The following is a 21,555-nucleotide window of genomic DNA, read 5'->3' on the forward strand; positions in this document are numbered from 1 at the left end:
TATAAAAAACATTGCTTTACCGCAATCGATTTAATAAATTCACTACCGATTCTTTAAACCGGTGTTATGAAAAACAAATTGCTTGTACTGTCGCTCGGCTGTATGATCACGCACAGTGTATCCGGCCAGGACAATAGTCCTCCTGACCAGCCATATACGGCCACCCTTCCTGGTACTGCTGTTTCCTTTAAAATGGTGCCTGTTCCTGCTGGTACCTTCAACTGGGGAAGCCCTGTCTCGGAAAAAGGCAGAAAGGAAGATGAAGGACCCCGTCAGCAGGTAAAAATAGGGGCATTCTGGATGAGCGCACAAGAAGTTACTTTCGACGAGTACGATGTGTATGCAGATGCAGAAAAAGACAAAACCCCCATTCCTGATGGCATGACCCGACCCAGCCCGCCATATATTGACCTGACCCTGGGCATGGGCAAACAGGGTGGTTTCCCGGCAAATAGCATGAGCCAATACGGTGCCCTCAGTTACTGCCGCTGGCTGTATGCAAAAACCGGCATCTTTTATCGCCTGCCTACAGAAGCAGAATGGGAATATGCCTGCCGTGCCGGTGCTGTGACCTCTTATCCTTTTGGCAAGGACAGCGCGGAGCTGAAAAAATATGCCTGGTATGCGGGCAATAGTGGCGGTAAATACCACAAAGTAGGAGAATTGCAACCCAATGCCTGGGGATTGTATGACATGCTGGGCAATGTAGCAGAATGGACCCTTGACCAGTACGATGCACACTATTTAGAACAGGCGCCCGAAGCAGATCCATGGAAGCAGCCTACTTCCAAAACGCCCCGTAGCATCAAAGGGGGTAATTACCAGGATGATGCCTCACACCTGCGCAGTGCGGCCCGCTTAAAATCTGATCCGGACTGGAACAGACGTGACCCCCAGATCCCCAAAAGCAAGTGGTGGAATGCCGATGCTCCTTTTATCGGTTTCCGCATCATTCGCCCTGTGAAGCAACCCACAAAAGAAGAAGCCGAACAGTTCTTTGCTGACGTGCTGGATAAATATATTGGTTCCAGATAAACGATTAAAAAACACTCACTATCATGCAAAAAAAAGAATTCCACTCAGGTCGTCGTGACTTCGTAAAGCAAACCTCGCTGCTGGCGGGAGGGCTGTTAACACTGCCCTTAATCAGTCAGGCTAATTTTTTCTCTCGCGGCAATGATGTCATTAAGATCGCTATGATCGGCTGTGGTGGCCGTGGCACAGGGGCTGCTGTACAAGCCCTGAGTACCAAACAAAACGTTCAGCTGGTAGCAATGGCCGATGCCTTTGCCGACCGCCTGCACGAAAGCTATGAAAATATTAAAGGAGAAATGGGCGATAAAACAGGTCGCCTGAATGTAAAAGAAGAACATAAATTCGTTGGCTTCGATGCCTACCTGAAAGCCATTCCTCTCGCCGATGTCGTTATACTCGCTACCCCGCCAGGTTTCAGACCTATCCACTTTGAAGAAGCGGTAAAACAAGGCAAACATATCTTCATGGAAAAACCCGTCGCTACCGATCCGGCAGGCATCAGGAAAGTATTGGCGGCTGCTGAAATAGCGAATCAAAAGAAACTGAATGTAGTCGTAGGTTTACAGCGCCGTTACCAGAACTCTTACAGGGAGCTGTTCAAGCGTGCACAGGATGGCATTATCGGCGATATAACTTCCATGAATGTATGGTGGAACCAGGGTGCACTGTGGGTAAAACCCCGCAAACCGGAATATACAGAGATGGAGTACCAGATGCGCAACTGGTATTACTTCAATTGGCTCTGTGGTGATCATATCGTAGAGCAGCATATTCACAATATTGATGTTGGTAACTGGTTCATGAATGAATATCCTGTAACTGCTGTGGGGATGGGTGGCCGCCAGGTACGCACCGGCAAAGAGTATGGTGAGATATACGATCACCACGCAGTAGAATATCGCTTTGCAAATGGGGTAGCCATGAACAGCCAGTGTCGTCACTGGAAAGACAGCGCCAGCCGCGTAGATGAAGAACTCATTGGTACCAAAGGCCGCATCATTTGCGACAGGGCTGTGATCCAGGATCATAAAGGGAAAGTATTATACCAGTTCGATAAGAAACAGGAGAATCAACCCTACCAGTCAGAACACGATGAGTTGTTTGATGCAGTCGCAAAAGGGGAGTATAAATACCACGATGCCGAGCGTGCAGCAAAGACGACGCTCACTGCCATTATTGGTCGCCTGGCCACCTATTCGGGTCAGGTAATTCCTTTTGATCAGGCATTAAAGCTGGACCTGAATTTACAACCGGCAAACTATGCGTTTGACGCTAAACCGCGGATCCTGCCAGATGCAGACGGGAACTATCCTGTGGCCAAACCAGGAACTACCAGGTACGTGTAATGATCGTATAAAACGGTAGCTGCATTATAAATAATAGCCGCAGACTATTCTTCCCCCGATACTTGCTGATGCCGCATGCATCAGCAAGTATCGGGGGCTATTTTTAAGAAAATTAAAATGCAAAATGATTATATTGAAGCATGAGGATCTTACTAGTTGTCATGTTGTTCCTTTTGCAACAACCCGTGTTTTCGCAATACACTAAAATCCAGTCCTGGTCAGAAAAAGAATTGCTCGCCAGCAAGGCATTGAAATCCGCACATGTCGGCATTTGCATCTACGAACCTGCTACCAATAAATACTGGTACAACTACCAGGAAGATCACTACTTTACACCCGCCTCCAACACCAAAATATTCTCTTTATACACAGGCATGCTGTTGCTCGGCGATTCACTTCCTGCACTCAGGTACCTGGATACCGATTCTGTATTGTATGTACAGGGTACAGCAGATCCGGCTTTCCTGCATCCTGGTTATACCCTGCAACCCGCCTTCCAGCTGTTGCAGCAAACCACCAAAAAGATTGAGATCGTTCCTGCTAAAAATGAAAACGCCCGCTTCGGCTACGGTTGGTCATGGAATGATTATGCAGATTACTATCAGTCAGAACTGAATGAATGGCCCATGTATGGCAACGTAGCAAGACTGCGTCATCATGGCGATAGCTTATACATCGTACCCAAAATGTACGAGCTCACAAGCAGCAGGGATAACAGTCTTACAAACCTGGCGGTAAAAAGAGATGAGCGTAGCAACCGCTTTGCTATGGGGTATAACAGTACAATAACGAATCAGCAGGAAGAAGAAGTGCCGTTCATTACCGGAGGTATAGAGGATCTCGCACTCCGCCTGCAGGACACCCTGCACAAACCGGTGTACATTGCCCCCCAGGCGCCGGCAGGCTTGCAACTCATGAAAGGCATCCCATCCGATTCTCTCTTCCTGCCAATGATGCACAGGAGCGACAACTTTTTTGCAGAGCAAACGCTGATGATGTGTGCCAATCAACTTTTCGACACCATCAGTACAAAACATATGATCAGCTATATGCTGGATCACTCGTTAAAAGATCTGCCGGATACTCCCAACTGGGCAGATGGCAGTGGCTTATCCCGGTATAATTTATTTTCTCCGAGAGACTTTGTTTACGTACTCTCCGGCATGTACAACACCTATCCTACATCCCGCCTCTACAGCCTGTTCGCCACAGGTGGCAGGGGCACGCTAAAGAACTATTACAAAGAACAATTTGTACATGCAAAAACAGGCACCCTTACCGGCGTCGTCGCACTGAGTGGATATCTCATCACTAAGAAAAACAAGACACTCGTATTCAGTGTGCTCGTTAATAATCACAACAATAGCGCCTCTACAGTCAGAAGAGAAGTAGAACACTTCCTGACGCAGGTGTATGAAAACTACTAAAACTCATTTCATAAATAGGTATTTAGATTGATAATCAATGCTTAAATGGTAATTATGAAATGAGTTCTAAAACTCAATTCCTGAATAGGTATTTAGATTGATAATCAATGCTTAAATGGTAATTATGAAATGAGTTCTAAAACTCAATTCCTGAATAGGTATTTAGATTGATAATCAATGCCTAAATGGTAATTATGAAATGAGTTCTAAAACTCAATTCCTGAATAGGTATTTAGATTGATAATCAATGCTTAAAAGGTAATTATGAAATGAGTTCTAAAACTCAATTCCTAAATAGGTATTTAAATTGATAATCAATGCCTAAAAGGTAATTATGAAATGAGTTCTAAAACTCAATTCCTGAATAGGTATTTAGATTGATAATCAGTACCCAAATGGTAATTACGAGATAAGTTCTAGTTTTTTAGATCGTAACTAACGAGTCCTGTACAGGTGTTTATCTCCCTTTTAAAGTTGGTAAACGGTTGCATCCTAATAAATGGAATTTGCATTCCTACAGATTCTGTTAAGGATGACAAAGGCTTAGATTGTCAGTTTTGAGAGTGTCTATGATTGAATTTGCGGTATAGGGGCCTATTTCTTTCCGAAAAACAAGATTACCACAATGATCAGTGAGGGTAAGGATCAAAGGCTGATTCATGGCTACTTTTCCTATGTAATGGCCATCAGCATTCGTATAACTGAAAGTGGGAAGGAAGTCGATTTTAGTCGCGATAGTCGTTAGCAGATTACTAACAGGCCGGCCTGATTCCTGGAAAATATTTGCATCCAGTGTTACCTGTGAATAAGTACCGGCAAAGAGCCAGCGGGTACCCTGCCGGATATTGCCTGTGTAGCTGCTGCCTTGTTTATATCCCAGTGTTTCCTGTTTCCAGTATCCACTGATAGTATCCAGGTAAAAGAGCCCGATTTGCGCAGGAGCACTTTCCCGGTAGGGCCCCGGAATCGTCATGGTCACATTGACCAGGTGTGCTGCATCCGGATGTAGTGTTACATTGTTCGTATCCAGCAGATCGATCGCTACCTGTCCATAAGGGATCAGGCCTACCTGCTGCCCGTTGTTATCAATACCTCTCAGATCGCCGGCCATGCGGGTCGCATGATCAGATGGCACGATAAAATCTACAGCTACGGACACAGTGCCTTTATAAACCTGGTTGGAGGAATTATAAATCTGGTTAGGAGAGAACACAATATTCATCCCGGTAAAACCAATATTGCCAACAGCGCTTCCCTGGAATGAAGTGGTCAGATCCTTGGGTGCCAGTGCCACTTCCAGGTATTGTTGTCCGTAAGCATGTGCCATCAGTGTACGCACGCCATTCAGGTAACCGTTTTTTTTAACAGTGATCACAGCTGCATTTGTATCAACCAGCACATTGGAGAGAACAAAATTGCCGTCAGCATCAGTGGTAGTACTTTGACCGCTACAGAATACGGTGGCATCGGCAATGGGTGAATTAGACGCATCCAGGATACGCCCCTGAAAAGACGAAGGAGCAGTAGGGGTCTGTTCTACGGGATTGACTGTTTCGGCAGAAATGATCTTTTTGCAGGCAGTTGCGGCCAACAGTAGCAGTAATGGGGACAATCTTAACAAATACATAGTAACAGTGGAAAAAGCGGGATTAGCTCTTCTAATAAAGTTAGGGTAATTTGTTGATTTACAATACATGAGGCTGACCTGCTACCGCAAGCCAGCCTCAATAAAGTAAGCTCAGTAAATGTTTATACACCCAGGCTCCATCCCTGACGATAAGTTCTCTTTACGAACTGATTGGCTTCGTCAAAATTAGTCACCTTCATGTTTTTATTATCCCACAGCAGTTTTACATAACGGCCAGGGTAGGAGGTTTTACCATTTTCTTCCTTGCGGATGTCAAAGCTTCTGATTGACAGGTTCGCCATCAGCAAAGCTTCTGTCAATGGACCTGCAATAGAGAAAGGAGAAGAAATCGCCTTATTCTTATCACTGTTATAACCAGCAATAGCCGCATTTACCCATTGTACATAGTGACCTTCCGGCACGCGTGCATATTTCTGTGGTACCTTTACCTGCTCTGTACGGCTGGTAGGCAGCAATTTAGGATCGCGGCCATAGGTGCCACACATCATTTTGCCTTTTGTACCAACGAAGATGGCACCGTTACCACCATCGCCCATTACTTCATTAGACCCCAGTTCTTCCGGTCTTTCAGGCTGGATCCCACCATCCATCCAGTGGAGGGTTACTTCCTTGCCTTTATGGTCTTCAAATTTCAGGATTACATGTGAGGATGGAGGACAGCTTTCAGGGAAATAGCCTCTCTTAAATTCATCTACATATACGCTACCAACACTACATTCTACTGACTTTGGAGAGCCCAGGCCAAGGATGCGGAAAGGAGGTTCGATAATGTGGCACCCCATATCACCCAATGCCCCGGTACCGTAATCCCACCAGCCACGCCAGTTGAACGGAACGAGTTTATCAATATAATCTTTGTAAGGAGCAGTACCTAACCACAGATCCCAATCCAGTTCCGGTGGCACAGGAGCTTTCATATCTGACCAGGGAATACCCTGTGGCCATACAGGTCTGTCAGTATAGCAATATACGGTGTGTACATCGCCAATAGTGCCGGCATCATACCATTCACGCAGCAGGCGTACGCCCTCGCCGCTGGAGCCCTGGTTACCCATCTGGGTCACCACTTTGTACTTTTTGGCTGCTTCAGTAAGCATGCGCGCTTCATAGATGTCGTGGGTGAGGGGCTTTTGCACATAAACGTGTTTGCCCAGCTGCATAGCGGCCATGGCGGCAACAGCATGCTGGTGGTCAGGTGTGGACACCGTAACCGCATCTATGTTCTTATGCTCCTTGTCGAGCATCTCCCTGAAGTCTTTGTAAAACTTCGCTTTGGGAAAGCGCTTTACAGAATTTGCTGCACGACGGGTGTCCACATCGCAGAGGTAGGCTATGTCAGAAGGGCCTTTTGCTATTTCCTCAAGATCGCTTTCTCCCTTACCGCCAACACCAATACCGGCTACACGCAAGCGATCACTGGGTGCAATGAATCCTTTTCCACCTAATACGTGACGAGGTACGATCATAAATCCTGCGGCTGCAAGCGCGCCATCTTTCAGGAACGATCGACGGGAAACCTGGTTTCCCGGGGTGTTTTTTTCGTGGACCATATTAACAATGTTTATTTAAGTTGAGACTGATTTTATACCATAATCGTGGATCGTTATTTGCGCGTTGTTCCGATCAATAATGGTTTTAAATCTATAAATTTATTTTTAAAGAAAGAAGGTAAAATATAGCAATGGCATACATCATTGGAGTAGATATAGGAACCAGCAGCGCCAAAGTGATCGCTGTAAAAGAAGATGGGAGCGTGAAGGCGCACTGCCAGCAGGAATATACCATTCACCAGCCGCAGGCAGGGTATAGTGAACAGGATCCCGCATACATACTGGCAGCCGTGAAGAGCGGGATCAGAAGTGTAGCTACTATCATGAGGGAGGCACCCGCCGCCGTATCATTCAGTAGTGCCATGCATAGCGTGATGATGATGTCCGGGCAGGGAGCCGCTATGAGCCCATTAATTATCTGGGCAGACAACAGGAGTGAGGGCATTGCAGACCGGCTCAGAGACACTCCGCAAGGCAATCGTATCTATCAGCAAACCGGTACGCCTATCCATGCCATGAGTCCATTGTGCAAGATCATGTGGTGGAAAGAAAACGAACCTGAAAACCACCGGCAGGCCGCCTGCTTCATCGGCATCAAAGAATATATCTTCTATCATTTCTTCGGTAAGTATATCACTGATCATTCCATAGCTTCGGCTACAGGCTTATTTAATATCCATGAGCTGCGCTGGAATGCAGATTCACTGGCGCTGGCAGGCATCACCGAAAAGCAGTTGCCGGAAGCTGTGGGTAGTGAGACCATTATCACAGGCCTGGACCCCGCCATAGCTGCGGAGCTGGATCTGCCTGTGGAAACGAAGTTTATAGCCGGTGCCAGCGATGGCTGCCTGGCGCAGTTAGGAAGCAATGCCCTCGATGCTGGTCATGCCTCCCTGACGATTGGCACCAGCGGAGCAGTGAGAATGGCTGTACCTACGGCTATGACAGATCAGTATAAGCGCTTGTTCACTTATATCCTGACCCCGGGTCATTTTGTAATAGGAGGTGCTATAAACAATGGTGGTGTATTACTCCAGTGGTACCTGGATAAATTCCTGCAAGCGGGTATGAGTATAGATGTGGGTTTACAAAAAGCTTTCGATACCCCTGCCGGCGCCGAAGGTGTGATCTGCCTGCCTTACCTGCATGGAGAGAGAGCCCCGGTATGGGATGGGCATGCAAAAGGAGCTTTTATTGGCGTACAGCCACAGCACACCCAATGGCATTTTATGAGAGCGATCCTGGAAGGGATGGCATATGGACTATTGAATATTACGAAAGCGCTGGAGGAGACAACAGGAGCAGTGAAAAAAATCTCTGTAAGCGGAGGCTTTACTGCTTCAAAAGAGTGGGTGCAATTACTGGCAGATGTATTTCAACAACCTATGTACATGACAAAGGAAAGTGATGCATCGGCATTGGGAGCTGTATTGCTGGCGGCGGAGGCCATAAAGCTTACCATTACACTGGCCGCACAGGAGGAGATCGAAGTGGTGCCGGATCCAGCCAAAGCAGCGCTCTACCAAAAATCTTATGAGATCTATATAAAACTATACGAGGCGCTAAAACCCGTATTTCCCATAATGTAAAACGTCATGCCGGAAGGCATGACGTTTTTAGTTGTGCGCCAGGCATGGTTATAAGCTCTAAGGTGTAAGTCCTGAATGAGCGTTGCAGTACGTATCATTAGCCAAAGGCAAGGGTGTCGTGGGTGACCACGAATCTGAAGGAAGCCGGCGGCAAACATTCGAGCCCACGAACAGAAATGGTATACAAGGCAAGGCATGGTGGGCGATGTCGCATCACAGACAAAAGCCCTATACTGCACGGAACCATGTTGTGTAAATACCGGGGCTACATGAATGGAAAGCGTATAACCTTACCCTGGGAGATCTGCTGGCAATCCGGCAGAGGTATGAGAGAATACCGAAGCGGAAACAGAAGTCAGCATAAAGAATGGCTTCAAGGTGCCATCAGAAGTCAGCCGAGGTCATAGTAAGCCGGCAACGAGCTGCATCCCGAAACGAAGGCAAAAGCAGAAGTCTCACAAAAGGAAGAAGGACCGAATGTTAGAATGGCGAAAATGAACAAGCCGTTTATGAGCGAGGCGATCACAACGGAAGAACACTGGAAAACTACCTGTGCGAGGATAAGCCGGAAGCTGAAAGTAAAACACAGGAGGAGTTGAGCCTCATCATGCAATCAATGGGAGTGACGCCGGGATGATTTTTTTTTTCAAAGTAATAGTATGCTGGAAGAAATATTAGATATCCGCAATGTACAAAAAGCCTTTAAGCAGGTAACTGCCAATAAAGGAGCGGGGGGTATAGATGGTATGCAGACCGATGAACTTCGTGACTACCTGAATACGAACTGGCAGACGTTGCGGACCAGTATTTTAGAAGGCAGGTACGGCCCCCAGGCAGTTAAGAAAGTAGAAATAGACAAGGAAAATGGCGGCGGTAAAAGAATGTTGGGAATACCTACTGTAATCGACAGGCTAATTACCCAGTCAATATCCCAATGGCTAAGCCCACAGTATGAAGGAGAGTTTTCCAATTATAGCTATGGGTTTAGAGAAAACCGGAACGCTCATCAGGCATTGTATCAGGCACAAACAAACCTGAACGACGGCTATGAATGGGTAGTGGAGTTGGACTTAGACAAGTTTTTCGATCGGGTGAACCATGACCGGCTAATGTCGCTTCTGGCCCAAAAGATAGCTGACAAGAGGACGCTGAAACTACTGCGCTCATACCTGAATTGCGGGATGATGGAAAATGGGGTTGTGATAGAACGTAAGGAAGGCACTCCTCAAGGCAGCCCTCTCTCCCCCCTGCTGAGCAACATTGTTTTAAACGAACTGGACAAAGAGTTAGAGGCAAGAAGCCACCGGTTTGTACGGTATTGCGATGACTGTAGCATCTACGTGAAAAGTGAAAAGTCAGCGACGCGCGTGCTGTCAACAATCACCGAGTTCATAGAAAAGAAGCTAAAGCTAAAAGTAAACCGTACAAAAAGTAAAGTGAGCCGTCCGATAGAGAGTACGCTTCTGGGTTTCTCTTTTTATCGAAGAGAGAAAGGGTGGGCAGTGCGCATTGCATCTAAATCGCTGAGAAAGATTAAAGAGAAGATGAAGGATCAAACGCAGCGTAAAGCCCCCGGCAAAGTGAAAGACAAGATAAAGAAGATGGAGGCCATAATAGTAGGTTGGGTGAATTACTTTCGGATAGCCACGGCCAAAAGCAGAATGGAAGAACTGGACAGGTTGGTAAGAACACGTCTAAGAATGGGAATATGGAAACAATGGAAAAGGCCATCAACACGGTGGAAAAACCTGAAAATGTTGGGAATTAATGTGGGTAAAGCTTATGAGTGGAGCAACAGTCGTAAAGGCTACTGCCGCATTGCAAACAGTGCAATACTGCACCGAGCCTTGAACAACGACTACTTTACTAAACAAGGGTATGTAGGGTTCGCCAATCACTATTACTGGAAAACAACTCACCAAACTAAGTTATTCTGACAAACCGCCGTATACCGGTCGGTACGTACGGTGGTGTGAGAGGACAGAAAGCCGGCATGACCGGCTTTCTTCCTACTCGATTTCTTCTCAACCGCCGAACATCTTAGCGAGGTCCGTTAGTTTAAATGATATATAAGTATACTTCCCACCGGGTGCTGCATTAGGCATCGCACAGGCAAAAAGCTCGTCTATAATATTCTGCATTTCTTTTGTCGTCAGCGATCTGCCGGAAGGGATGGCATTGTTTCTTGCCATGGACCTTACGAGTTGTTCCCGCTTATTCACTTTCAGTTCGCTACTGTAGTGTTTGAACTGTTCCAGCAGTCCTTCGATGCTGGCCTGTTCGTTGCCGCTCTGGATATCGGCCGGGGTACCTCTTACTACAAAGGTATTGGTGCCGAATGGTTCCAGGTCGTAACCCAGTACCTGCAGATCAGGCAGCATTTCGCTGATCAGTGCAGCATCGGCTGGAGGCAGTTGCAGGGTCTGTGGGAACAGGCTTTGCTGTGCCGGTACCGGTGTTTCCTGCAGGGCACGGAGGTAGCGTTCGTAGAGAATGCGCTCGTGTGCGGCCTGCTGATCGATCAGGATAAATCCTGACTTGATCTGGGAAAGAATGAACTGCTGATGTACCTGAACCGGTACTTTCTGATCCATGGTATTGTCCTGCCAGCGCTCGTCGATCACGGAGGCGGTACTTGACCTGCTTTCGAAGCCCACAGCAGCTAAGGGCTGTGTCAGGGTCGTTTCACGTTCTTCGCTGTATGAGGAGGAGCTGTCGGAAGATGATTTGCCAATATCGTACAGGTCTTTCCAGTGTTTCAGGTTGCTGCTCTTGTCGATCACATGTGCCTGATTGGCCTGGGTAAAGGTTTTGTACAGAGAGGAGGTCGCGGACTGTTCCTGGCGCTCGGCCGTAAACGGCTGGCTCACAGATTCCAGTTGCTGAATTTCAGGATCCAGTTCGAAGTTGAGGGTTGGCATCACATTGAATTGTGCCAGTGAATGCTTGACAGCTGACTGTACAAAAGCATACATGACCTTCTCATCGTCGAATTTGATTTCCTGTTTGGTCGGGTGTACGTTGATATCCACATGCCCCGGATCGAGGTCTATGAAGAGTACGTATAAGGGGAAGCTATCTGCCGGGATTATATCAGCATAGGCTGTCATGATCGCATGGTTCAGATAAGGGCTCTTGATAAAACGGTTGTTCACAAAGAAAAACTGGTCGCCCCTGGTTTTCTTGGCAGCATCCGGTTTACCTACAAACCCGTGCACGTCCATATAGTCAGTACTTTCCTTTACACTCACCAGCCTGGAATTGTAGTGCTGGCCGAGGATGGCAATCACGCGCTGCTTCAGGGATCCTTTTTCAAGGTAAAAGAGCTGTTGTGTATTGTTCAGGAGTGTAAACTGGATTTGCGGAAAAGCCATGGCTATCCGGATGAACTCATCTACGATGTGTCTCATCTCGGCTGCATTGCTTTTCAGGAAGTTACGCCGGGCTGGTACGTTGAAGAACAGGTTCTTCATCGCAATAGAGGTTCCTTCCGCCGTTTGGCAGGGTTCCTGTTTCCTGACGGCACTATTGTCGATCTCGATATAAGTACCTATGTCTGTGCCGCGCATCCTGGTTTTCAGTTCAACCTGCGATACGGCGGCTATTGAAGCCAATGCTTCACCCCGGAAGCCCATCGTCCTGATCTGGAACAAGTCTTCAATGGTCTGGATTTTAGAGGTGGCATGCCTCTCGAAACACATGCGGGCATCTGCTTCACTCATTCCTTTACCATTATCAATTACCTGTACCAGTTCCTTCCCGGCATCCCTGATGATTAGTTGAACTTCCGTTGCACCAGCATCCACCGCATTTTCCAACAGTTCTTTCACTGCTGAAGCCGGCCTTTGGATCACCTCACCTGCTGCGATTTGATTGGCTATGTTGTCTGGTAATAGATTGATAATGTTCGCCACGTATAATGTGCCTTTATGCTGTAAAGTTAGGAAAGTTTACTGTTGATTCCGGAGGCGGGGATAAGATGCTGGCAAAATGTGGACTAGCGTTTTGCCAATCTTCCACAGCCCTGTATTGATAAGGCTTTCAGCGCTTTGTAGATAGTGTGGATATGTTATTAACATTTTCACCTTGTTAACAAGACGTTAATCGCCGCGAATTTCAGCCATCTACTGAAGGGAATCTGATAATTTTGACCCTCGCAGTATAAAAACGTATTTGATTAGGGAAAAAACCTGCATATGGAAGACGAAAAAAAGAGTGACGTATATTCCCGGACGGATACCAACAAGGTGAGTCTGACTAACGAAGAATGGCAAAAACGCTTAACTCCTGAAGTGTATCATATAGCCCGGGAGAAAGGCACAGAATGGGCTTTTACAGGCAAATACTGGAATTCAAAAGATAATGGCACTTACTATTGTGCCGCCTGCGGTAACCCATTGTTCATATCCAATGCTAAGTTCGAAAGTAGCTGCGGCTGGCCCAGTTTCTTCGAACCTGTGACCAAAGGCAGCCTGATCTACGCCCCGGATAACTCCCATGGTATGCACCGGACAGAGGTCATGTGTGGTCGCTGCAAAGCCCACCTCGGACACGTATTCGACGACGGTCCTCCTCCTACAGGCTTACGCTATTGCATCAACTCTGTCATCCTCGACTTCGAAGGAGACAAGTAATCATTCTTATATACAGGAAAAGGACTGACTGAAGAAACTTTGGTCAGTCTTTTTTTATCGACAATTTACGACAGGTAAGCCTGCAACTCGTGGACGTAAGATGTAGGCTCAAATTCTATGATCTCATATAGCGCCAGCTGGAACTTGTCCAATGGATCTTCGCTCATAATTTCCTCTACTTCTCTGCGGCTCGAAGCTTTGCAAATGATCAGGCCCCCGGATTTAGGTTTCCTGCGACCGGCCAAAATAAATTTGCCGCTCTTATAGAATTTGTCAAGAAATGCTCTGTGCTGCTCCATATAATGTTCTATGGCAGCTACAGGTCTGATATATTGTAACAGGATCAGGTACATGATTGCGGTTCAATAATAGGATTTAGTGATCATGATTGGAAACCTTAATGCAAAGGTATAAAACTATTGCAGCTTTCAACTTTATAATACTCAATATCAATGAATAGATTGTGATATCCCTGAAAACAGCTACATATCTGAAAAAGCTGTAACTTATTATTACCTCTTCATAGCTTTACTAACGAAAAACGGAGTATTTTAGCGTCCAGTATTTCTATATATTATTAAATTCAGATCCCCTTTTTATGACAAAGATGTTTTCCAAGGTTTTGTTAACTGCTGTTACAGCAGCAGTTATGTTGTCTGCATGTTCGAAAGTACCCGATCAGAGCAAATACATTCCCAAAACTGCGGGCGTGGTGCTGAGCATCAACAGCAAGCAGATCACTAATAAACTGGTGACAAATGGTCTGACCATGGAGAAAATGTTCTCCGCATTGCAAGACAAGGATACCGCTAATCCAGCGATGAAAGCATGGAAAGATGCTGAAAACTCGGGTGTGGACCTTCAAAATAATTTCTTCGTATCGGTTGTATTCAACAGTAGCAACCAGTCTTACGTAACCATCACCGGTGGACTGAAAGACGCTGCTAAGTTTGAAGCTTACCTGAAAAAGAACCTGTCCAGCTTTACCCTGCAAAAGAAAAACGATTTTCAGTATGTATGGGAAGCTGACCAGAGTGCTTTGATCGGCTGGAACAAAGAAACTGTTATTTACCTCCGTGGTGTAGATGCCAACAAACTGAAGAATGGCGGTCTTCCCGGTGGTATGCCAGGCGGTCTTCCCGGCGGATTCGATGAAGACGACAGCAGTGCTGTAGACAGCGCAGTAGCTACACAGGTGCGCTACGAAACACCAGATGCTGAAGCTACCTGGGTAGCAGAAGCCGATCACCTCTTCCACCTGAAGAAAGATGAATCTGCTGCTGATATCAGCGCTTTTCATGACCTGCTCAAGAACAACGCTGACCTGAGCGTATATGTAAACCCGGAGCCAATGTATGCTTCACAGGGTGCTGCCATTCCTGCCAACCTGAAGCAATTGCTGCAGGGTAGCTACTACACCGGTGCTGTAAACTTTGAAAAAGGTAAAGTGATAATGGATGGCGTTTCTTATGCCGGTAAAGACCTCTCTGATATCTACAAGAAGTATGGTAAAACTGAAGCAGATGTAAAACTGCTGGAGCAATATCCTTCTGACAATATCTTAGGCTTCATGGTATACGGTTTCGACTTCCGCATGATAGGCGATATCGTAAAAGCAACCGGCCTGGATGGTATGGCAAATATCAGTCTCCGTATGTACTCCGGCAATCAGAACCTGACCCTGGATGATATCCTGAATGCTTTCAACGGCCAGATGTTCTTTGCAGCTTCTGACCTGAATGTTAAAAACACACCAAGCACAGTAGTACCTGGCGAATCTAACACCAGAACCGATGTGAAATGGGTATTTGCAATGAAAGTAGGCGATAAGGCTGCTTTTGAAAAAGTAATGGGCACACCGGCACTGCAGACATTTATTACCAAACAGGGTAATAAATATGTACTCGCACCGATGATGCAACAGCCAGGTATGCCTGCACTGTCAATCGACGATAAACTGATCACTGTAGCAAACGATCAGCCTACCCTGGACGCCTACCTGGGCGGCAAAGGAAAAGCGGGTGGTCTGGACAATAGCTTCGTAAGCAAGATCAAAGGCAACCCAATGGGTGCTTATATCAACTTCGAGAAGATTGCAGCAGCCATCCCTGACAACGAAATTCCTGAAAGTGGTAAAGCAATCGCTGGTCAGGTAAAAGGCCTGCTGAAAGATGCAACTGCCCTGACTCATCCCTTCGACGGTAAGGCACAGCATACAGAAGTCGTGCTGAACTTCAAGAAACAGGAGGAAAACAGCCTGGTACAACTGGTAAACCTGGGTACCAATGTTGCTAAAATGGTAAAGGAAGAAAAGAAGGCAGATACTTCCGTAGTATACTAATATTATTATATTGCCCTAACACTCGTGCCTTCCCATTGGGAAGGCACGAGTGTTAAATAGAATCGCAAACATGCAGTTACAATTAGAAAACCTGGTTCCCATTCCTCTCAGGGAAAAAATCCTGCAGCGAACTTCGGAAATATGGAACCAGGCCGTTACATTCACTCCCGGCAATTTTGTTAAGATCAAGGCTCCATCCGGCACAGGCAAGACCACCCTGGTTCATTACCTGTACAACATCCGGAACGATTACACCGGAAAGGTACTGGTGGATGGCCAACCCTGGGATGCTTATAAAAAAGACCAGATAGCAAGCATGCGCCAACAACAGCTCAGCGTTGTTTTCCAGGACCTGCGCATTTTTGAACAACTTACCGCAGTGGAAAATATAGAGCTCAAAAGAGTCATGCTCCCTCAGCCATACTGCAGCGCCGAAAAGGTAGCAGAAATGGCAGCACGCCTGAACGTAACTCACATCCTGAACCAAAGTGGCAAGACCTTATCTTACGGAGAACGTCAGCGTATCGCTATCATCCGCGCACTGGTACAACCATTCGAATGGCTCATTATGGATGAACCCTTCAGTCACCTCGACGATGCAAATGCACAAATGGCTGCTGACCTGATCGCAGAAGAATGCCGCGCCCGCAAAGCCGGATTTATTTTAACAGACCTGGACCATGACAACAGGTTTGCTTACGATATACAATTCAATCTATGAAGCAATCGTTTTTCGGCTTACTCAAAAAGATCATCCAGACAGGCATAGGCAAAGGTCGCCTGTTGATGGCGACTACCGGCCTGGGTATTGCTATGCTCCTCCTGCTGCTGTCTATACAAATGCATACGGACTTTGACCAGTTGCTCTACAACCAGCAGAACCAGAATGAAAGCGTAGACTTCCTCGTTATCAATAAGAAGATCACCAACGATATGATGGGGCAGTCAGACAAAAGTGTGTTTACCCCACAGGAAATTGCCGATATCAAAAAGCAGCCATTCACCGCTGCTTTTGGCTTTATCACCGCTAACCAATATAAGGTGACCGCTGCTGCTCCCGGCGATCTGCACTTCTATACCGAAATGTTTTTTGAAGCCGTTCCCGATACCTTCATCGATGTAAAAAGTGAAGACTGGAAATGGCAGGCAGGTGATAATACCATTCCTATTATCCTGCCAAATGACTTTCTCAACCTGTACAATTTTGGCTATGCCCTGAGCCAGGGATTGCCACAAATATCCCAGGAGACCATCAAGGCACTCCCTATGAAGATCACGATTTCCAAAGGCCTGCTTACACAAGAATTCACAGGCAGGATCGTAGGCTTCTCAGACAGAATTACTTCCTTCCTCGTACCCGGCAGTTTTATGGAATGGGCGAACGGAAAGTTTGGTAACGGGGTAGAAATTGCTCCCAGCCGCGTCATCATCAAAACAAAAGATCCGTCCAATCCTGTGTTGGTAAAATACCTGGAAGATAAAGGCTATAGCACAAACCAGGATAAACTCAAATACAGCAAAACCAAGGTGATCGTACAAACCATCGTATCCGTGATCGGTTTCTTTGGGTTGATCTTATTAATTTTTGCACTGTTAGTTTTCAGTATGTTTATACAGGTAGTGATTGCCAGCTGCAAGCGGGAAATACAATTGCTGGTAACCCTCGGAACCGCACCCCGTCAACTGCAGCGATACCTGATGCGACAATTCGTGCCTTTGTATATATTTACAACAATAATTTCGCTCTTATTCATCACCTTGCTGCAATGGAAAGCAGCGGCCATCCTCGCAAACATGAAGCTCTCTGTATCTTCATGGATCAGCCCTGCTACAGGCGGTGCAGCCCTGCTGGTAATGGTACTGGTGTATATTGTAAACCTGCAGAGCGTGAAGAGATATATCAACGAGATCAGTTAATTCATTCCATTCTTTCTAACACATAAAATGCAAGTTGAACATGTTTGTACACGTTGTAAATTTTTATCTGAAAGCAGATCTTTCGGCAGCTGATATCAAAGCATTTGAAGCGGGTGTAAAATCACTCAGTGCGGTGGAAACGCTCGTGACTTTCAATGTAGGTAAACCTGCAGATACCGACAGACCAGTGATTGTAAAGGATTACAGCTACTGTCTGCTCACCGCGTTCAATGACGAAGCAGGGCACGAAACCTACCAGGTACACCCGGTGCACCTGGCTTTCGTAGAAAACTGCAAACACCTGTGGGAAAAGGTAGTGATCTTCGATTCAGAATCTTTCTAAAAACAGCGCCAGCTACATCATTAAAAGGGTATTGATCTTTGCATCAGTACCCTTTTTCTTTGCCGGCCACCGAGCGGTGTGGCATGATAAAGGTTTCTTTGACCTGGGATGACTGCAGCAGGTAGGGCGTAAATACCAGCCCCTCTGCGAACCTGAATACAATGCCGCCCAGATCTGTTATCTCCCAGCTTTTTTTGTACAGGTAATGTGATATGCCTGCATCCAGGACCTGGAAGAGCAGACCTGCCAGCATAAAATACACCATAGCGTTTGGAAATGTATCCCTGCGATTGATATATAATGCAATCAGCAGTATACTATAAACAAAGAAGAAGAGGGCTGCCACCATCCTGAATATAAACAGGAATTCAAGGAAGGAAGTATTGTTAACAGTATGTGTGGATCTGCTGAGCTGATACCATACTTTATAATTGAAAAAATCGCTGCTAAAGATGCTTTGCAACGTCACCAGTGGTGTGATGAATACAAAGAAACCGATGATGAACATAAATCCGCTCAGTTGAGCAGTACCTTGTATATCCTGCAGGGGATAGATCGTATACTGATTATATTTCCATGCCAGGCGGGCAAAGAAGGCCAGGAAGAACAAGGCCAGTGGCAGCGTTACCCAGTTCATTGAGTGATCTGCCGGTGTTGCCATCTCTGCAGGATCGTCCGGTGACCAGAAAAGGCTAAACGAAATCACATCATCCATCTTACTCCTGTCACTTGCATACTGTGCTAAGTAGGAAGCAGGGATATGATCTTTAAAAGTTTCAAAAGTATAATGGAAAGAAACATGCTCGCCATTCACAACAGGGGTGAATGAAAAGGCATAATAGTCATTCGTAATTTTGAAAGGCTCATCGCTGAGTGACCATTCTATAGGCATATCCATATCAATGGTATAATCCAGTGAATAAGGATAACGTAGTGCAAGCGGAGCCTGCGATTTTGTATTTTTCTTTTTGCTGTTCTTTGGCAACGCTTCCTGCAAAATGCCTGCCGTTACAGGTATTCCCAGTCTCCCCGGTTCTTCGGTATCATTTTTCCAGGGTTCATCCAGTTCGTAATGTTCTATGACAGTGAACCGATTTTTGATGGGATCATCAATTGTTTTCAGTGCTGAATCATTGTGCAGTTCTCCATAAATATTCTTGTAATAATCGAGATAAGATTTCTGCTGATCTTTGATACTATTGTTGGCAAATACATCGCGTTGCTGATCGGCAAATCGCAGCGTGTATACACTCTGTATAGAAAGTAGCCCTTTCTTGCCTTTATCATCAGGCAGTCTGAAATGCTCCTTAATCACCTGCGTTCCTTTATTGATTTGTGGAATAGCCGTGAGCTTATCACTACCATCGGTTTTGATGATCAGCGCTTCCTGGAAATCGGGCACCGTGTGCAGGCTCATCGGGCCGCGCTGATAGCTGATAGTAGGATCTATCCAATAAGCACTATCACCCAGTTGTGCATACACAATCACATGATTGAACATGAATGGAGAGGGCAGGTAATCTGATACGCGTGCTTTCAGGTAGGTATTGGTATAAGCCATGCTGGCCTTGATCCCATCTGCCTGCAGTAGTGTGGTTAACAGCAGTGATTTGTCTTTACAATCACCAAATCGCTGCTCTAAGATCTTGTCGGGGTTGTTGGGCCGGTGAGAATATTCACCCATCTCGATACCCATATAACGGATGTCGTCCTGCACAAAGCGCATGGCGTTTTGCAGGTACAGGGCTTTATTGTCGCCTGATTGTTTTTTTAGTTCTGCAATCCTTGTTTGCAGGCGTATACCGGGGGCGGGCGGTGTATTTATTTTTGCACCCCAGTTAATGATCTCAGACCATGATTTGTATTCACTGGCCTGTACAAAAGGCATGGTGGTATACCAGTCCGGTGCGTTGTCATCATCGTCGGTGGGCATTACATCTGCGATCTTCCATTCGTACAATTGCATGCCTTTCCAGCTACTCCTGGCTGGTAGTCTTGCATTATTGAATGGTTTAAAACGGATGTCTCTTGCAGGAGCTGCAATGAGCGCCTTGTAATAATTGACAATTGGGTCGTGGGAAGTGAAGTAAAATGTGTTCGCGTATTTATGTTCAAAGATGGGGTTTACACCTTCAAGCGTATAACCGTATTCAATCTGGTCACCTTTGCGTACATCTTCGAGAATGTAATAAGCGGTGAAGGTGCCGCTGTAAATAAAACGGGAGAGTTCATCTTCTTTTTGGAGGAAGCGAAAACGCGATGGATCCAGTTTATTGATCACCTCACCATTGCGGCGAATGAGGAGCTGGTGAAAGCGGAGTTTCTCATAAGTAGGATCGTAATCCACAGAAATTTCCGCACCATTCTGAATCCCTGCTTCCGATACAATCTGCCTGATAACATGCCTGTATACTGCACCTTTTTCCGCATGGTGTTGTTCTTCCAGCAGTAGCAGGAAATAACCGTTACTTATTTCACTTGCATCCGGTGTCTTACCCAGGTCTGGTTTGTAAGGTGCCAACCAGTCAGGGCTGGGGGATACAGTGAAATTATGTTGGGCCACCAGGTCTGTTTGCAGTACGAACAGGGATATTATCAGCAGAATGAATCGCATATCAAATTAGTTATTACCAACCGTCAGGGCATAAACAGCAAATGATGCCAGCCAGTGTTCACCGGCATAATCGCCGCTGGCTACATGTGGTATAGCAGCTTCCAGGTGCTGGTTGGCCAGTGCCTGTATAGCAGCACTATTCTTACCTGCATGACGTGCTATACCATAGAGGCACCATGCACGGCTCAGGTTCAAACCATCGAGGTGTACAAGTTTACCATCGGTACGATCTTTCACCTGTGCAATGGGGAAGAGCGTGATGTTCCGGGCAAACAGTCCTGGAAGGAATTCCTGTACCCATGACTGGTATTGCGCTGGCGGTAGTATTCTCCACATCAGGTCCGCTTCTTCCAGGCAGGGGGAGAGGAAGTCGTAACCGCCCGGTTCATAACCCACAGGACCGTTTTTGTCTGCGAGATAGAAACGAGTGGCGGCCGCTTTAATGGCATCCTGCAATGGCTGGTCTTTTGCCGTTACGGCATAATCCCATGCCAGGCAGAGACCAAAGGCGAGATTGGTATGCTCACCTACACGGATGGGATACATGAGTTTACCAAGAAAGTCGATGTAAGCTTTAGAGAACTGCGTAGCCAGTGGTTGTACATTGGCGGCGAGTGCCTTTCCTTCAGGAGCATTCCAGGTAAGCAGTTCTCTTTGTAGCTGCAGCAGCCAGCTCCAGCCATAGATGCGTTCAAAACCTTTGTTCTCCTTGTTAGTGAACAGTTTTTGTTCCTGCAGAATATGTTCGGCAGTCAGGTTTTGTTGCAGTTTGGACAGGATCAGTTCCTGCTGTGGCAGGGCGGGGAAGGACTTGAGTAACCTTACCAGCATCCAGTGTCCATGCACGCTGCTATGCCAGTCGTAACAGCCATAGAAGGCGGGATGGTAATTTCTCGGATTGGTCACGAGCGAGGTATCGGTAAATACCACGCCTGTTTTGTACGGAAATTCCAGCTGCATACATTTCAGTGGCAGTTTGGACAGGAGGGCAGCACCATCCACAGTTAGCTCCAGGTGGCCCGCACTATTGTGCGTATAAAGCGGTTGTTGTGCAAAGGCAGACATAAAAGTACTGATTAAGAGTGCACCCAAAACGATGGACTTCTTCACG

General features: G+C 46.4%; 16 protein-coding genes. 10 read left to right on the top strand and 6 right to left on the bottom strand.

Annotated elements, in window-relative coordinates:
* Window positions 1–66 precede the first annotated feature (66 nt).
* The 3 genes from U0033_RS21725 to U0033_RS21735 all read left to right on the top strand — a co-directional run bounded on the left by U0033_RS21725 (window position 67) and on the right by U0033_RS21735 (window position 3,808).
* Window positions 67–1,035: a formylglycine-generating enzyme family protein gene (locus tag U0033_RS21725; RefSeq protein WP_072366255.1), complete on the top strand. Its 969-nt coding sequence runs from the start codon at window positions 67–69 to the stop codon at window positions 1,033–1,035.
* Window positions 1,036–1,058: 23 nt separating this feature from the next.
* Window positions 1,059–2,381: a Gfo/Idh/MocA family protein gene (locus tag U0033_RS21730; protein ID WP_072366256.1), complete on the top strand. Its 1,323-nt coding sequence runs from the start codon at window positions 1,059–1,061 to the stop codon at window positions 2,379–2,381.
* A gap of 140 nt (window positions 2,382–2,521) precedes the next feature.
* Window positions 2,522–3,808, top strand: a complete 1,287-nt coding sequence (locus U0033_RS21735) for a D-alanyl-D-alanine carboxypeptidase (protein ID WP_083571911.1) — start codon at window positions 2,522–2,524, stop codon at window positions 3,806–3,808.
* Between the two features lie 526 nt (window positions 3,809–4,334).
* Here U0033_RS21735 and U0033_RS21740 read toward each other — a convergent pair.
* Both U0033_RS21740 and U0033_RS21745 read right to left on the bottom strand, forming a co-directional pair.
* On the bottom strand, window positions 4,335–5,435 hold the full coding sequence (locus U0033_RS21740; protein ID WP_072366259.1) for a carboxypeptidase-like regulatory domain-containing protein: 1,101 nt from the start codon (window positions 5,433–5,435) through the stop codon (window positions 4,335–4,337).
* Between the two features lie 122 nt (window positions 5,436–5,557).
* Window positions 5,558–7,006, bottom strand: coding sequence for a Gfo/Idh/MocA family protein (locus tag U0033_RS21745; RefSeq protein WP_072366261.1), 1,449 nt, complete (start codon window positions 7,004–7,006; stop codon window positions 5,558–5,560).
* A gap of 131 nt (window positions 7,007–7,137) precedes the next feature.
* On the opposite strand from U0033_RS21745, the gene U0033_RS21750 reads away from it, so the two are divergent.
* Window positions 7,138–8,595 carry a gluconokinase gene (locus tag U0033_RS21750; protein ID WP_072366263.1) on the top strand — a complete coding sequence of 486 codons (1,458 nt, stop codon included), beginning with the start codon at window positions 7,138–7,140 and terminating at the stop codon, window positions 8,593–8,595.
* 659 nt (window positions 8,596–9,254) lie between these two features.
* The gene (gene ltrA / locus U0033_RS21755) at window positions 9,255–10,532 is read left to right on the top strand and encodes a group II intron reverse transcriptase/maturase (RefSeq protein ID WP_322518441.1); all 1,278 of its coding nucleotides are present in this window, start codon (window positions 9,255–9,257) and stop codon (window positions 10,530–10,532) included.
* 87 nt (window positions 10,533–10,619) lie between these two features.
* Here the strand turns inward: ltrA and mutL are convergent, their stop codons facing one another.
* A complete protein-coding gene (mutL, locus tag U0033_RS21760) occupies window positions 10,620–12,509 on the bottom strand; it encodes a DNA mismatch repair endonuclease MutL (protein ID WP_072365871.1) in 1,890 nt (629 codons plus the stop codon).
* 282 nt (window positions 12,510–12,791) lie between these two features.
* Here mutL and msrB point away from each other — a divergent pair, with 282 nt between their 5' ends.
* Complete coding sequence (gene msrB, locus U0033_RS21765; RefSeq protein WP_072365869.1) at window positions 12,792–13,229, top strand: peptide-methionine (R)-S-oxide reductase MsrB; 438 nt, start codon at window positions 12,792–12,794, stop codon at window positions 13,227–13,229.
* Window positions 13,230–13,294: 65 nt separating this feature from the next.
* Here the strand turns inward: msrB and U0033_RS21770 are convergent, their stop codons facing one another.
* Window positions 13,295–13,582 carry a YciI family protein gene (locus tag U0033_RS21770; RefSeq protein WP_072365867.1) on the bottom strand — a complete coding sequence of 96 codons (288 nt, stop codon included), beginning with the start codon at window positions 13,580–13,582 and terminating at the stop codon, window positions 13,295–13,297.
* Between the two features lie 245 nt (window positions 13,583–13,827).
* Here U0033_RS21770 and U0033_RS21775 point away from each other — a divergent pair, with 245 nt between their 5' ends.
* The 4 genes from U0033_RS21775 to U0033_RS21790 all read left to right on the top strand — a co-directional run bounded on the left by U0033_RS21775 (window position 13,828) and on the right by U0033_RS21790 (window position 17,830).
* Window positions 13,828–15,570 carry a DUF4836 family protein gene (locus tag U0033_RS21775; protein ID WP_083571891.1) on the top strand — a complete coding sequence of 581 codons (1,743 nt, stop codon included), beginning with the start codon at window positions 13,828–13,830 and terminating at the stop codon, window positions 15,568–15,570.
* A 70-nt stretch (window positions 15,571–15,640) separates the two neighbouring features.
* Window positions 15,641–16,291 carry an ATP-binding cassette domain-containing protein gene (locus tag U0033_RS21780; protein WP_072365863.1) on the top strand — a complete coding sequence of 217 codons (651 nt, stop codon included), beginning with the start codon at window positions 15,641–15,643 and terminating at the stop codon, window positions 16,289–16,291.
* Window positions 16,288–17,487 (top strand): FtsX-like permease family protein, encoded by a 1,200-nt coding sequence (locus tag U0033_RS21785; RefSeq protein ID WP_072365861.1) that lies wholly within the window; start codon window positions 16,288–16,290, stop codon window positions 17,485–17,487. The genes U0033_RS21780 and U0033_RS21785 overlap by 4 nt, the downstream gene beginning before the upstream one ends.
* A gap of 40 nt (window positions 17,488–17,527) precedes the next feature.
* On the top strand, window positions 17,528–17,830 hold the full coding sequence (locus U0033_RS21790) for a Dabb family protein (RefSeq protein WP_072365859.1): 303 nt from the start codon (window positions 17,528–17,530) through the stop codon (window positions 17,828–17,830).
* 43 nt (window positions 17,831–17,873) lie between these two features.
* On the opposite strand, the gene U0033_RS21795 is transcribed toward U0033_RS21790, so the two are convergent.
* Window positions 17,874–20,444, bottom strand: a complete 2,571-nt coding sequence (locus U0033_RS21795) for a DUF3857 domain-containing protein (RefSeq protein ID WP_072365857.1) — start codon at window positions 20,442–20,444, stop codon at window positions 17,874–17,876.
* Window positions 20,445–20,450: 6 nt separating this feature from the next.
* Window positions 20,451–21,554: a DUF2891 domain-containing protein gene (locus U0033_RS21800; protein WP_245801878.1), complete on the bottom strand. Its 1,104-nt coding sequence runs from the start codon at window positions 21,552–21,554 to the stop codon at window positions 20,451–20,453.
* Between the last annotated feature and the right edge of the window lies 1 nt (window position 21,555).

It is taken from the genome of Chitinophaga sancti (assembly GCF_034424315.1).
In the GTDB taxonomy this organism is placed as follows: domain Bacteria; phylum Bacteroidota; class Bacteroidia; order Chitinophagales; family Chitinophagaceae; genus Chitinophaga; species Chitinophaga sancti.